General features: G+C 20.8%; 7 protein-coding genes and 3 pseudogenes. 1 reads left to right on the top strand and 9 read right to left on the bottom strand.

Annotated elements, in window-relative coordinates:
* Nucleotides 1-36: 36 nt before the first annotated feature.
* Nucleotides 37-1,164 (top strand): annotated as a pseudogene (gene rho / locus CA211_RS00045) (transcription termination factor Rho); the annotation flags it as partial.
* Between the two features lie 379 nt (nucleotides 1,165-1,543).
* Here rho and CA211_RS01200 read toward each other — a convergent pair.
* The 9 genes and pseudogenes from CA211_RS01200 to lipB all read right to left on the bottom strand — a co-directional run.
* Nucleotides 1,544-1,726 (bottom strand): annotated as a pseudogene (locus tag CA211_RS01200) (NAD(P)/FAD-dependent oxidoreductase); the annotation flags it as partial.
* A gap of 18 nt (nucleotides 1,727-1,744) precedes the next feature.
* A complete protein-coding gene (locus CA211_RS00040; RefSeq protein WP_237985484.1) occupies nucleotides 1,745-3,505 on the bottom strand; it encodes a S1 RNA-binding domain-containing protein in 1,761 nt (586 codons plus the stop codon).
* Nucleotides 3,506-3,847: 342 nt separating this feature from the next.
* Entirely contained in the window at nucleotides 3,848-6,265 is a 2,418-nt protein-coding gene (gene gyrA / locus CA211_RS00035; RefSeq protein WP_094248470.1) for a DNA gyrase subunit A, read from the bottom strand.
* Complete coding sequence (gene aroB / locus CA211_RS00030; RefSeq protein WP_094248469.1) at nucleotides 6,252-7,370, bottom strand: 3-dehydroquinate synthase; 1,119 nt, start codon at nucleotides 7,368-7,370, stop codon at nucleotides 6,252-6,254. Before aroB ends, gyrA begins: the two co-directional genes overlap by 14 nt.
* Before the next feature lie 50 nt (nucleotides 7,371-7,420).
* On the bottom strand, nucleotides 7,421-9,595 hold the full coding sequence (pheT, locus tag CA211_RS00025; protein ID WP_094248468.1) for a phenylalanine--tRNA ligase subunit beta: 2,175 nt from the start codon (nucleotides 9,593-9,595) through the stop codon (nucleotides 7,421-7,423).
* 5 nt (nucleotides 9,596-9,600) lie between these two features.
* The gene (gene dnaN, locus CA211_RS00020; RefSeq protein ID WP_094248467.1) at nucleotides 9,601-10,707 is read right to left on the bottom strand and encodes a DNA polymerase III subunit beta; all 1,107 of its coding nucleotides are present in this window, start codon (nucleotides 10,705-10,707) and stop codon (nucleotides 9,601-9,603) included.
* A pseudogene (ftsH, locus tag CA211_RS00015) lies at nucleotides 10,704-12,549 on the bottom strand (ATP-dependent zinc metalloprotease FtsH). The gene dnaN and the pseudogene ftsH overlap by 4 nt, the downstream one beginning before the upstream one ends.
* Nucleotides 12,542-15,148 (bottom strand): valine--tRNA ligase, encoded by a 2,607-nt coding sequence (locus CA211_RS00010; RefSeq protein WP_094248466.1) that lies wholly within the window; start codon nucleotides 15,146-15,148, stop codon nucleotides 12,542-12,544. The pseudogene ftsH and the gene CA211_RS00010 overlap by 8 nt, the downstream one beginning before the upstream one ends.
* 43 nt (nucleotides 15,149-15,191) lie before the next feature.
* Nucleotides 15,192-15,872: a lipoyl(octanoyl) transferase LipB gene (lipB, locus tag CA211_RS00005; protein ID WP_094248640.1), complete on the bottom strand. Its 681-nt coding sequence runs from the start codon at nucleotides 15,870-15,872 to the stop codon at nucleotides 15,192-15,194.
* Nucleotides 15,873-15,877: the final 5 nt, after the last annotated feature.

Below are 15,877 nucleotides of genomic sequence, written 5' to 3'. Positions count from 1 at the left end.
ATGTTTGAAATGAATAACCTAAGATATAAAAATATAAGTGAATATAAATTTGAAGGACTAGTAATTAGTGAAGGAGTATTAGAAATAATGCCTGAACATTATGGATTCTTAAGATTTTATTATTATAATTATTTATCATCAGATGATGATGTTTACGTATCACAATCTCAAATAAGACTTTTTGGAATGAAAACTGGTGATACTATAAGAGGAGAAATTCGTACTCCTAAAAACGGAGAAAAATATTTTACTTTAATAAAAATATTCCAAATAAATGGACGTTTTCCTTCTTCTATAATTTTTAGAAAGTCTTTTGAACATTTAACTCCATTATTTCCTAATGAAAAATTCAAAATTTCAGAAAAAAAAGTAACTCTTTCTACAAGAATTGTAGATTTATTTTCTCCTATAGGAAAAGGACAAAGAGGAATTATAGTAGCACCTCCTAAAACTGGAAAAACAACTTTATTAAAAGAAATAGCAAATACAATATCTTATAATCATCCAGAAGTATATTTAATAATTCTTTTAATAGATGAAAGACCAGAAGAAGTTACAGATATGCAAAGAAACGTAAATGGGGAAGTAGTATCTTCAACTTTTGATGAACCAGCAGAAAAACATGTAAAAGTTGCTAATATTGTTTTACAAAAAGCAAAAAGAATGGTTGAATGTGGGCATGATGTAGTTATTTTACTAGATTCTATAACACGTTTAGCTAGAGCATATAATACTGTTTCTCCTACATCTGGAAAAGTTTTATCAGGAGGAGTTGATTCAAATGCATTACATAAACCTAAAAGATTTTTTGGGGCTGCTAGAAATATTGAATATGGTGGGTCTCTTTCTATAATTGCTACAGCAATTATAGAAACTGGATCAAAAATGGATGAAGTAATATTTGAAGAATTTAAAGGTACAGGTAATATGGAACTACAATTAGATAGAAAAATTGCGAATAAAAGAATATATCCAGCTATAGACTTAGTTGCTTCTAGCACAAGAAAAGAGGAATTATTATTAAATGATAACACATTAAAAACAATTTGTTTTCTCAGAAAACGTCTTTCTGAGATGACTACTGTAGAGGCTATTGAATATATAATATTTCGTTTAAATAAAACAAAAAATAATAAAGAATTTCTATTAATGATATTGAGTTAAAATGTTATTATAATTAATATATGGACGTATACTTTGATTATCCATGATTTCTAAATACTTTAATTTTCATTAAATGAATAATCATCCAGAGATAAAATAAGATAAATCACAACTACCTATAATTGCCATATAACCTTTATTTTTCAATTTGTAAAAACAATCTATTAAAAGCTAAATTAATTCCTTGTTGAATAGCAGGTAGAGCTCATCATTTATTATCTTCTTTTATAACTGCCCTACTATTGCAAATCAATTCCTTGCACTTTATGATATTTATCTACTTCTATTATTTGCTATATATTTAAATACCTTTTGCTGCCTTTTTCTAAAGCATATTCAATACTATGTAAGATACCGTATCTTAAATTAAATTTAGAGCTTCTCCAATATTTGAATATACTTTAGCTAAACGAAACAAAAAATTTTTTCTTATAAGAAATCTTATAGATTTTGCTATTGAATCAGTAGCTACTTGATACAAAAGAAATGTATGATAATTATTTTTATCTATCAAAACAATTTGATAAAATCTAAGTTTAGTAGCAACTTGTAATCCACCAAAGAATTTGTAAGAACTTTCTTAGATAGGAAACATAAGGTTTTTTTTTTCTTCTACTTTTAATTTATATTTTTTTATAAAATTTTCTGTATGAGAAACATAAAATGTTTTAATTTTAAAATTAAAATATATAATTTTAAATTTAGTATTTTTTTTAAGTTTTACACCATGTTTTAAACAAAAAATAGGCGCAAAAATTTTTATATTTTTAAATTTAATTATAGCTCCTTTATAAAAAAATTTTATAATTTTTCCAGTATGGATACTACCTATAATATTTTCATACCAAAAAGTTTTTATTAGTTGTTTACTACCTAAAGTAATTTTACCTAGGTCTAAACCTAACACAATTAGTTTAACTAAATCTCCTTTTTTATATATATTTATAGAATGATTTAGATTTTTAATCCATGAAATCTCATCATTGTATAATAAATATTCTAATTCTTCTAATTCTGATTCTAATTCTGATTTTGATTCTGATTTTGATTCTGATTTTGATTCTAAACGAACCCCAAAATTAGTAAAGCTTTTAACAGTTACAATATGAATTGAGCCTATTTTATATTTTTTTTCTATATTTTCAAATGGATTAGGTGTAAGTCTTTTCAGACTTAAAGACATTTTTTGATCTGAAATATCGTAATTTAATATTAAAACTTTAATTTTATCTCCAATTTTTACAAATGAAGATCTTAATTTTTTAGACCAAGACATTTCAGAGACATGTACTAATCCTTCTACACCTGGAAAAATTTCAACAAAAGCTCCATAATCTGTTACAACAGTTACTGTACCTATAACTACTTTACCTTTTTTTATTTCTTCTTCTAAAGAATTCCAAGGATTAGACTGTAACTGTTTTAAACCTAATTGAACTCTATTTTTTATTTTATCAATTGATAAAATAACAAAATTAATGGTTTGACCAATTTCTAATTTTTCTGAAGGATGCTCTATTCTTTCCCAACTTATATCTGTAATGTGACATAATCCATCTATTCCACCACCTATATCTATAAAACTTCCGTAATGGGTTATATTTTTTACTATACCTCTTAAAACTTGACCTTTTTCTAATTTAGAAATTAATTTTTGTTTTTTTTTTTCAATATATTTTTCTATTAAAATTTTATGTGAAACAACAACATTTTTTTTTTTATTATTTATTTTTACTATTTTTCCTTCCATTGTTTTACCTACATAAAAATCAAAATCTTTTACAGGTTTTATATAGATTTGTGATCCTGGTAAAAAACATTCAATTCCAAATAAAACTACTATTAAGCCTCCTTTTGTACGAGCTGCAACAAAAAATATTATTATTTCATTTTTAATAAATTTTTCTTGTATTATTTCCCAGGATTTTAATTTTTTTGCTTTATTATAAGATATAATACATCGTCCTTTATAATCAAGTTTCTCGACAATTACTTCAATTATATCATTTACTTTAGGTAGTTTTTTTTCATCACGAAATTCATTTAATGATATTACTCCTTCAGCTTTAAATCCAAAATCTATTACAACATTTCTATCAATTATTTTAATAATTTTACCATTATATATATAAAATTCATGTATACTTGAAATAGTATCAGAATACAACTTTTCAATTTGTTTTCTCTCTTCTTGTTCTTCTTTACTTAAACCAAGTTCATAAGAACTCCAATCAAAATCTGATAATTTAACATTTTTATTTATATGAATTATATCTTTTAATATAAGAGATTCATTTTTCTCTTCTACAGACATATTTTTTTTATTGAAAATTATATTCATTTAATATAATTAATTAATTCTAAACTAGAAAAAAACCCATATTTTATAGTTCTAAAAGATTTACTTTTTTTTTTATCCTTTTTAATATCATTTTTATAAAAAAATTATATTGTCGGATGTTATTGGAGGATAAATTAAATCATATGATATAATTGTCTTTTTTCTTAAAAAAGAAAAAACATCATATTTCATTACATGAATATTTTTGATTAAAATCTACACATAAAATAGATTTAGCTCCCGCAAATTCATAACTTAGATTTCCTGATCCACAAAATCATTCTAATATATTTTTTCTATCAATTAAATAGATTACCTTCTTTTGCTGTAGGTATAATCTCTTTAAATCCCTTTCGCATTATTTAAAATACTATCATAGTCTACTTTTGCTACAGATGCTATTTTAGATTTTAAGTTTATTAATTTGATTCCTTTAGTTGCTCTTACTATTATTTCTGATACGGGAATACGAAGAGTTAAACCAGATTGATTAATTATCATTATATCATCTTTATTAACAACATTTTTAATAGCAACTAAACATCCAGTTTTGGAAGTAATATTAATAGTTTTAATACCTTGGTCAGTTTTACGATAATGTGATAAATTTGATATTTTTACAAACCCGTTTTCAGAAATTACTAATATATATTCTTTTTTAGGATCATTAATACAAATCATTCCTATAACTTGATAATTTAACTTTGATAAAACCCCTATCCTTGTAATTGTACGTACTGTGGATTCAGAAAATCTTATCGCTTTTCCACTTTTGACTGCAATTAATATTTCACTTTTTCCATTAGTTAGTTTAGCCTCAATAAGAGCATCTCCTTTTTTAATTTTAATTGCATTAATTCCATTTTTGTTGGGTTTTGAATATTGTTCAAGTGTTGTTTTTTTTATTATACCAGATTTTGTAATCATTATTACATAATTATTATTTATGTAATTTTTATTAAAAAAATCTTTAATTAATATTGAAGAACAGATTTTATCTTTTTTATCTATCTTAATAAGATTTTGTATAGCTCTCCCTTTTGAGCTTTTATATACTTCTGGAATTTCAAATACTCTTAACCAAAAACATTTCCCTTTTTCAGTAAAAAAAAGCATATATTGATGAGTATTTGCAACTAGAATATGTTCTAAAAAATCTTTTTCACGTTTATAAGTTCCCATATTTACAATTACTCCTATCTTTTGAATTTTATATTCATTTAAATCAGTTCTTTTCATATATCCAGCAACTGATGTTGTAAGTACAACTTGTTTATTAGGTTCTTCTAAAGAAGTTTCCAATCCTAAATAATCTATTTCTGTTCGTCTTGAATCTCCATATTTTTCTTTAATTATTTTTAATTCTTTTTTTATTATTTTTTTTTGTAAAAATTTATCATATAATATTCTTTTATAAGAAGAAATTTTTTTATTTAGTTTTATAAACTCTTCTTTTATTTTTTCACTTTCCAATTTAGTAAGAGAATTGAATTTTAATTCTAAAATTGATTGAACTTGTATTTCTGATAATTTATATTTATTTAATAATTTTATTTTTGCATCTTCTCTATCTTTAGAAGATTTTATTAATTCAATTACACTTTCTAAGTGTTCTAAAACTATAAAAAAACCTTCTATTATATGAGCTCTATATTTAGCTTTATTTAAATCATATTTTGTTCTTCGAATAATGACATTATGTCTATGATTTACAAAATGTTTTATTAAATATTTTAAATTAAGTTTAGTTGGTTTACCATTAACTAATGCAATATTATTAACACTAAATGAAGTTTCTAAATAAGTCTCTTTATAAAGATTATTTAATAATAATTGTTTATTAACATTCTTTTTAAGAAAAAAAACAATTCTCATACCATTTCTATCAGATTCATCTCTAATACTAGAAAGTCCTTCTAATCTTCCTTCTTTAACTAATTCTAATGTTTTATTTATAAATTCTGCTTTCTTAATTTGATAAGGAATTTCATCAATAATAATACAAGTACGAAATTTTATTTTTTCAAAATGAACTTTAGATCTCAATAAAATTTTTCCTCGTCCTGTTAAAAAAGCTTCTTTTACACCTTCATATCCATATATTATTCCACCTGTAGGAAAATCAGGAGCTTTTATATACTTCATAAGTTCTTCTATAGTAAGATTTTTATTATCTATATAAGAACAAATTGCTTCTATAGATTCAACAATATTATGAGGAGGCATATTAGTTGCCATTCCAACAGCTATACCTGAAGATCCATTAATTAATAAGTTAGGTATACATGTTGGAAGAACTATAGGTTCTTTACAAGAATCATCGAAATTAAGTTTCATATCTACTGTTTCTTTTTCAAGATCCATTAACATATCTTCAGATATTTTTTTAAGCTTAATTTCAGTATATCTCATAGCAGCAGGAGGATCATTATCTATAGATCCAAAATTACCTTGACCATCTATTAAAAGATAACGTAAAGACCAACTTTGTGCCATACGTACTATAGCATCATATACTGAACTATCTCCATGAGGATGATATTTACCTAAAACTATACCTACAATACGAGCAGATTTTTTATAATATCTATTCGCTCCTTGTTCATACATACCATATAAAACACGTCTATGTACAGGTTTTAATCCATCTCTAACATCAGGTAAAGCTCTTGAAACAATAACAGACATAGAATAATCTATATATGAAGATTTCATTTCATTTTCAATATTGATTGAAATCATTTTTTCATTTTCTATCATAGATAAAATGATTTTTAATACTTTCTTTTATTAATTCATAATCTACTTCAATATTATATAAACAATATCCTATTTCTTTTATTAAAGAAAATTTCATTTTTTTATTTTGATTTTTTTTATCATGTTTCATAAAATATAAGATTTTATATATATCTGAATTATATATTTTAATTTTTTTATATAAAATTGATAATACGTTATATATTTCTTCAAATTCAGTTTTTTTTATAATTTTCATTTTATATGAAATCCAAGATTCACATATCATTCCTATAGCTATACTATGTCCATGGGATAATCTTTTATTTAAATTATAAATAAAATAACTTTCTATTGCATGTCCAATAGTATGACCAAAATTTAAAATTTTTCTTAATCCTTTTTCTTTATAATCTTTTTCTATTATATTATTTTTTATATTTATAGATTTATATATAATCTCATATAATAATTTCTCATATAATAATTTATCATATAATAATTTATCATATAAAAATTTGCTAAAAACTCTAATTTTTAATAAATTCCATAAATTAATATCATATATTAATCCATATTTTATGATTTCTGATAATCCTGATTTTATTTCATCTTCCGATAAGGTTTTTAAATAATTTTTATCTATTAAAATTATTTTAGAATAGTTAAATAATCCAATTTCATTTTTTAATGAAAAAAAATTAATAGCTGTTTTTCCACCTATAGAAGCATCTATCATACTAAGAAGAGTAGTAGGAATATTAATAAAATTTAAACCTCTTTTAAAAACTGAACAAGCAAATCCTCCCATATCTGTAATTACTCCTCCTCCTAAATTTATAACAATACTATTTCTATCTGCATTTAGTTTTATTAATTTTTTCCATATTTTTTTACAAGTATAAATATTTTTTTCCTCTTCTCCTGAGAATAGATTTATAATATAATATTTATTAAATAAATTTGTTTTAGATAAAAAATAATGTAAACAATATTTTTTTGTATTTATATCTAATAAAATTATTTTTTTTGAAAAAAAATTTTTATTTAAAAAATAATTTTTTAATAATTTATAATAATTTTTACCAAAATATATACCATAATATGGTTTATTTAAAATTTTCATAATTTTATTACTTTTTGTAAAGTTATATACAAAATAATTTTTAAAACAAATTATCTTATTTTCGCTTTTAGTTTTTTTATAAATTTTAGTTTTAAACTATTAATAGTATTCTCAATGAGAGCATCAGTTAAATTATTGTTTTTATCTTTAAAGAAAAAACTTATAGTATAAGATTTTTTACCAAAAGGTAAATTTTGTGATTTATATTCATCTAATAAACAGATTTTTATTATTTTTTTTTCTGAAAAAGAAATTTTTTTAATTTCTTCAAAAGAAATATTATTCTCAATAAGTAAAGATATATCTCTTCTATAAAGAGGATCTATTTTTTTATAGATTGTTTTATCATTCTTCTTAAAAAGAATATTAATTAGATCCCAATTTATATCTGCATATAATATTTTATTTAAAATTTCAAATTCTATTAAAATTTTGTTTTTAACATATCCAATAATACAAAAAATATAATTCTTATAAGAAAATGATACACCATTTTCTAAAATAGAATCTTTATATATTTTTTGATTAAAAAATTTTATTCCACATCTTATTATTAATTGTTCTAAAATTCCTTTAAAATAAAAAAATATATTATAATTTTTTTTTATTTCATATGAAATAATTATTCCAAGAGTTTTGTTTTCTATAATATTTTTTTTATAAAAAAAATATTTTTTACCCCATTCGAATAATTTTAAATTATTTAGATTTCTATTTAAATTATAGGAAATATTTTCAAGTATACCAAATAAAAGACTGAACCTTAAAATAGATAAATCTTTATTATAAGAATTTAATATATTGATTTTTTTATATAAATTATTATTAAAATAATTTATATATTTCTTTTTATTTAAAGAAATATTTAACGTTTCATAAAAACCATGTGAATTTAATTGATTGGAAATCATATTTTCTATTTTTAGATTTTTATTTAAATTAATTTGTTTTAAAAAAATTTCATGTTTAAAACAAAAATTATTATATCCATATATTCTTAAGATTTCTTCAATAACATCAATTTCCCTAGTTATATCTTTTCGATATAACGGAACTTTAATTTTTAATCCATTGAAATTTTCAAATAATATAGAAATTTCTAAAAGAAATAATATTTCTTTAATTTTTTTTTTATTTATATTAAATCCAACTATATTATATAGTCTTTTATAACGTAAAAAGATTTCTATATTATTTATTTTATTTGGATAAATATCTATAACATTTGAAGTTATTTTTCCCCCAGATATTTCTTTAATTAATAATGCAGCACGTTTTAACGCATATATAATAAGATTAGGATCTATTCCTCTTTCAAATCTTATAGATGAATCATTTTTTAAATGATATTTTTTTGCAGTTCTATATATAGATTCTGATGCATAATATGCACTTTCAATAAAAAGATTTTTAGTTTGTTTATTAACTACAAAATCTTGATTAACTAATATACCTGCTATACATATAGGATTTTGATAGTTAAATAAAACTAAATCTTTTTCATTTAAAAAAATATCTTTATTATCATTTAATTTAAATTTAAGTTTTTTTTTTGAAAATTTTATTTTTAAAAACAAATCTATGATTTTATCTAAATCAAATATTTTGATAGGTTGACCTAATTCATACATAATAAAATTTTCTATATCTAATATGTTATTTCTTGTGTTACAACCTATAATATTTAAATATTGTTTTAACCATTTAGGTGAATCATAAACATTAATATTACATATAGTAGTATATGTATATCTTATACATTTTTTATTATGTTTTATTTTAAGATTTTGAAAATCAAAATCTTTCTTAAAAAGAGAAACAGGTGGTAAATCTCTAATTTTAGATAGAAATCCTCTATATTTTAAAGCAATATTTAAATCTCTAGCTATACCATAATGACTCATTACATCTCCTTTATTAGGTGGAATATTTAATTCTATTAAATAATCTTCTTTTAAAGAAGAGTATTTTTTTTTAAAAAAAAAATTATAAATAATATTATAAATTTTTTTATATTTTTTTTTTTTTAAAATAAAAAAATATTTCACTATCCTCTGAGATTTTATTATTTTACAAATAATGAATTTTTCCTTTTTTTTTTCTGAAAAAGAAATTTTTTTTAACTTTTCAACATTAAAACCAATATCCGTTAATAGATTACAGATAAGTTTAATATCTACTGAAGTATAAATATATTTTTTTAACCAATTGTAAGATATTTTCATTATTATTAATATTTAATAGGCATTATTAAAATCAAGATTTCTTCTATATTAGATAAATTAATAATGGGTGTCAATTTACAAGAAGATTTATTGTCTAATATTTCAAATTTGATATCATCACAATTAATATTTGATAATATATCAATTAAAAATTTTGAATTAAATCCTATTTTTATAGGATCTCCTTCATAAGAACAAAATAAATATTCAAATGCTTTATTATTATAATTTATATCCCATGATGAAATTTTAGATTGGTTTTTAGATAGATTTAAAATTATTTGAGTTATTATATTTGAAAAATATGTAACACGTTTAATAGAATTAATAAAATAATTCCTATTTATAATTAAAATTTTATTATAAAAATTATTAATTATAGATAAATAATTTGGATAAATACCATTTATAAGAGTACATATAATTTTTTTTTTTTTAAATAAAAAAGATGTATTCAGTTTATTATATGATATATATACATATTCATCTGAATTTTCCAAATTATTTTTTAATATATTTAATGTTTTTTTTGAAATAATAAATTTTATATTATTATTAGATAATATATCTTTTCTAGTATATTTTACTAATATATTAGTATTTGTTGATACAAAATTTGACATTTTTGAATTTATTTCAAATAAAACTCCATTGATAACTGGACGAATCTCATCATTTCCTACTGCAAATAAAGTATTATTTATAATATTTAATAATTTGTTTTCAGAAATTAATATAGAATTTGTATTTTCTAATATAGAATATTTTGGATATTCTTCTGAAGAATATATAGATATATTGTATTCACCGTTTTGGTATATAATTTTTAATTTATTATCAATTTCTTTAATAAAAGTTAAAGGTTGTTCAGGAATATTTTTTAAAATATCTATTAAGATTTTATAAGGTATTGCTGCACTACCATAATTAATTGAATTAATTCTTAATTTAGTAGTCATAGTGATTTCTAAATCAGAGACTGTTATATTTAATATATTTTTTTTTTTTATTTTTAAATAAAAAGTTTCTAAAATCGGTAATTTATTATTAATAACATTAAAAAGAGCTTTTAATTCTTTTAAAAGATCATTACTAGAGGTTATAAATTTCATTTAATAAAATTATTTAATTTTATATTTTTTTTAATAGAGGCAAAATCTTCTTTAAAAAGAACTTCTTTTTTAAATAATTTTTCCGCTAAAAAAATTAATTTATCATAGTTTTTTTTTAAAATTTCTAATGCTCTTTTATATTGTTCTTTTATAATTTTATTTATTTCTTTATCTATAATTTCTGATGTTTTTTCACTATATGCTTTTTCTAAATAAAAATCATTTCTTCCTGTTGAATCAAAATAAGAAATATTCCCTAAAGAACTAAGCCCAAAAAATTTTACCATAGATTGTGCTTGTTTAGTAATTCTTTCAAGATCATTTAATGCTCCTGTGGATTTATTATTAAATATAAGATATTCAGCAGCTCTTCCACCAAGAAGAGTACAAATTTCATCTTTCATTTGATCTTCTGTAGTTATTTGTCTTTCCTCTGGAATATACCATGCTGCCCCTAATGATTTACCTCTTGGTGTTATTGTTATTTTAAATACAGAATGAGCATATTCAATCATCCAACTAATTATAGCATGACCAGTTTCATGATAAGCAATACGTTTTTTTTCATTTTTTTTTATTAAAATATTTTTTTTTTCAATTCCACCTATTCTACGATAGATCGTATCTATCAAATCTTTAGTTTCTACTTTAACTTTATTTCTTCTTGCAGCAAGAAGAGCTGCTTCATTACAAATATTTGATATATCAGCTCCACTAAAACCTGGTATTTGTCTAGATATCAAATCTAAATCAATAGATTTAGAAAATTTTATTTTCTTTAAATGAACTTTCATTATATCCTTTCTTTCCTTTAATGAAGGTAGATCTATAAATATAGTTCTATCAAAACGACCTGACCGTAATAATGCATCATCTAAAATATCATACCTATTAGTAGCAGCTAAAACAATAACATTAGTTTTAGTACTAAATCCATCCATTTCTGTAAGCAGTTTATTAAGAGTATTTTCTCTTTCATCATTTCCTACAGGTATCTTATTTTTTACACGGGCACGTCCTATTGCATCTATTTCATCTATAAAAATTATAGAGGGAGATTTTAATTTTGCAATATAAAATAAATCTCTAACTCTAGAAGCCCCTACACCTACAAACATTTCCACAAAATCAGATCCAGAAAGGTAAAAAAATGGAACTTGGGCTTCCCCAGCAACAGCTTTTGCTAATAATGTTTTTCCTGTTCCAGGTGGGCCTATTAATAATGCTCCTTTAGGTATTTTACCCCCCAATTTAGTATATTTATTAGGAGATTTTAAAAAATCTACTATTTCTTTTATTTCTTCTTTAGGTCCTTCTAATCCTGCAACATCTTTAAATGTTATATTATTATAATAATATAATTTTGCTTTTGATTTTACAATATTAAATACTGATGATCTTGAGGCAATTTTTCTAAAAAGAAAAATACAACAAATTATTATTATCATTAAAAAAAAAACGTAATCGTAAAAAAAATTTAAAACAGTATATATTTTATAATTTTTGAATTCAAAATTAGTATTTATTTCATATAATTCTTTATAAAAAGAAATTTTTGTTTTAAATAATTGTAAATCACCTATTTCAAATTCATAACGTGATAAATGTGATTTAAAATTAGAATTTTTATCATTTAATGTAAAACTAACTTTAGTCTTATTAATTACAAGAAATTTGTTTATTTTATTCTTTGATAATAATTCAAAGAATTTCTCTTGTGTAGTATGTGTAATGTTTTTAGGATTTTTTATAATTTTTAAAAAATAAAAAAAAAAAAATAATTAAAAAAAATATTATTTTTTTAAAAACAGTTTTAATTATAAATTTTGATTGTTTATCCATTTTCATTTCTATTTTTTTTAAGAAGAAAAAGATTTTTAATACAATCTAATTCTTTTTTTTTTTCTTTTTTAACTATATCTAATGAAGCATGTTCTAAAAATTTTTTATTATTAATTTTATTTTTAATTTTTTTTAAAAACATTTTTTTTATAAAAATTTTTTTTTGTTCTAAATTATTAGAATTTAATAATTTTGGTATAAAATATTCTTTCGTTTCGAATATTAAAGAATAATATTTTTTTTTAGGTTTTTTTTTAAAAACATGTAAAGAACTTATATTTCCTAATTTTAAAATTAAAGAATAAAATAATTTTTTTTTATTTTCGGATAAAATTAATAACTTGATTTTTTGATTATTAGAAATATTATTATTAATACGTAAATTACGTATTATACTTATAAAAGTAATAGATTTTTTAAATTTTTTTATTAATTTATTATTAAATAAATATTTTTTTGGCAAATTTGTAATAATTAAATCATTTTCATTTTTTTTTGATTTAAAATTTTGCCAAATTTTTTCTGTTATAAAAGGCATATAAGGATGAAATAATTTTATTATTTTTTTAAAAAAAAAAATAGTTTTATTTATTATTTTTTTATTTAAAATTTTTGAATTTGATTTTATCAATTCTAAATATAATGAACAAAAATCATGCAAAAATAATTTATATATCATCATAAATGATTCAGAAAATCTATATTTTTTTATATAAAATTCTATTTTATAGAAAAATTTATTAATTTGATTATCAAACCATTTGATAGCTAATTCAGCATAAATATTTGTTTTTAAAAAATTTACTGATTTGAAAGTATTAATTAATAGAAATGCATTCCAAATTTTATTAGCTAAATTACGTCCTTTTAAACAAATATTTTCATCAAATATTAAATCATTTCCTGCATTAGCACTTAATAAAATCCCAACACGAACAGCATCAGCTCCATATTTATCTATCAAATCAATAGGATTAGGGGAATTACCTAAAGATTTAGACATTTTTATATTTTTTTTATCTTTAACAACTCCAGTAAAATATATTTTTTTAAAAGGTGGAGTCCCCATTAGATAATATCCTGACATTATCATACGAGTTACCCAAAAAAATAATATATCAGGTGCAGTAACTAAATTTTGAGTAGGATAATAATATTTTATTTCATTATTATTAGGAAACCTAATTCCATCAAATACAGAGATCGGCCATAACCATGATGAAAACCAAGTATCTAAAACATCATTTTCTTGTCTAAGATCTTTATAAGATAAAAAATTATTATTACTTTTTATACGTGCTTTTTTTAAAGCTCCTTCAATTGTTTCAGAAACTACAAAATCTTCATTATTATAATAATAAACAGGTAGCCTATGACCCCACCAAAGTTGACGTGATATATTCCAATCATGAATATTATAAAGCCAATGATTAAATTTTTTTTTTATCTTTTTTGGATAAAAATTAATTTTTTTATTATTTATAAAATTTATAGTGGGAATAATCAAATCCTTCATATTTACAAACCATTGTATAGATAATTTTGGTTCAATAATAGATTTTGTACGTTCAGAAATACCTATATTATATATATAATTATCAATTTTTACTAATCTTTTTTTCTTTTTAAGAAATTCAATAATTTCTTTTCTAGCTTTAAATCTTTCTTTACCAGAAAAAATTAATCCATTTTTATTTATTATAGCTCTATCATCAAAAATATTAATAACTGATAAATTATGCCTATCTGCAATTAATTTATCATTTTTATCATGAGCCGGAGTGATTTTTAAACATCCTGTGCCAAAATTCATATCAACGTAATCATCTTCAATGATAGGAATTGATCTTGAACATAAAGGAATAATAACTCTTTTATTTTTTAAATTAAAATATCTTTTATCTTTTGGATTTATGCAGATTGCAGTATCTGCTAGTATAGTTTCTGGCCTTGTCGTAGCTACTGTTAAAAAGTGATTTTCTCCTTCAATTTTATATTGAATATAAAATAATTTACCATTAGATTTCTTATAAATTATTTCTTCATTTGACACTGTAGTTTTAGCATATGGATCCCAATTAACAATACTATAATCTCTATATATTTTTCCTTCTTTATATAGTTTAACAAAAATTTTTGTTACAGATTCATTCATAATACTATCCATCGTAAATTTCTTCCTATTCCAATCACAAGAACATCCTATTTTTTTTATTTGGTTAATAATAACTTTTTCATATTTATTTTTCCATTTAAATGCTATTTTTAAAAATTCTTGTCTACCTATTTTTTCTTTAGAAAGACATTTTTTCTTTAAGTAAGAAACTATTTTTGCTTCAGTAGCAATAGAAGCATGATCTGTTCCTGGAATCCAACATGCATTATATCCTTTCATTCTAGCATAACGTATTAAAATATCTTGTATTGTGTTATTAAGAATATGTCCCATATGTAATATACCTGTAATATTAGGTGGAGGCATTATTATAGTATATGGTTTTCTCTTATCTGGATAAGATGAAAAATAATTTTGATCAATCCAATATTGATATATTTTATTTTCTACATTTTTATGATCATATACTTTTATATTATTCATATTTATAAAATATTCTTAATTAGAAATTAGATATAGATAAATATTAAATCAATTTAATTTGAAATAAAAAATTTATTTTTTTTTTTAAAATGAATTTTACTTCATACATATCAATTTTATGATTTATTTTTTCTACATTTATTGATGTAACACTTTTATTTTTTATTCCACATGGAATTATATTATTAAAATAACTTAAATCTGTATTTACATTTAAAGCAAAACCATGCATTGTTACAAATCTACTTACTTTAATACCAATTGCACATATTTTCCTAGTATATACCCATATCCCTGTTTCATTAGATATTCTATATCCTTTAATACAATAATTATATATAAGTTTAATTATAACTTCTTCAATAATACGTAAATATTTATTTATGTCTAAATAAAAATTAATAATATCAAATATAGGATAACAAACTAATTGACCAGGACCATGATATGTAATATCTCCTCCTCTATCAATTTTATAAATTATAAGATTTTGATTATTCAATAATAAATTTTTATATGATCCTATTTTACCTAATGTATAAACATTGTTGTGTTCTACAAATAATAAATAATTAGGTACAATTTTTATTTTTTTTTTTAAAAATCTATTATAGATTTTAATATTAATTATAATATTAAATATTTTGTTTTGATAAACCCAAGTTTCTTGAAAATCTTTTTTATTCAAGTCTTCAAAAAAAACTTTTATATTTATTTTATACAAATTTA

Origin of the sequence: Candidatus Karelsulcia muelleri (assembly GCF_002243425.1) — a bacterium.
Lineage (GTDB): Bacteria > Bacteroidota > Bacteroidia > Flavobacteriales > Blattabacteriaceae > Karelsulcia > Karelsulcia muelleri_E.
Note: the sequence above shows the minus strand (reverse complement) of the source record. Positions and strands in the feature narration are given on the sequence as shown.

What these genes read in the sequence shown, in the direction of transcription:
- CA211_RS00040 (WP_237985484.1), bottom strand. Translation starts at nt 3,505, where the DNA reads ATGAATATAATTTTCAATAAAAAAAATATGTCTGTAGAAGAGAAAAAT.
- pheT (WP_094248468.1), bottom strand. Translation starts at nt 9,595, where the DNA reads ATGAAAATATCTTACAATTGGTTAAAAAAATATATTTATACTTCAGTA.
- CA211_RS00010 (WP_094248466.1), bottom strand. Translation starts at nt 15,148, where the DNA reads ATGAATAATATAAAAGTATATGATCATAAAAATGTAGAAAATAAAATA.
- dnaN (WP_094248467.1), bottom strand. Translation starts at nt 10,707, where the DNA reads ATGAAATTTATAACCTCTAGTAATGATCTTTTAAAAGAATTAAAAGCT.
- gyrA (WP_094248470.1), bottom strand. Translation starts at nt 6,265, where the DNA reads ATGATAGAAAATGAAAAAATGATTTCAATCAATATTGAAAATGAAATG.
- aroB (WP_094248469.1), bottom strand. Translation starts at nt 7,370, where the DNA reads ATGAAAATTTTAAATAAACCATATTATGGTATATATTTTGGTAAAAAT.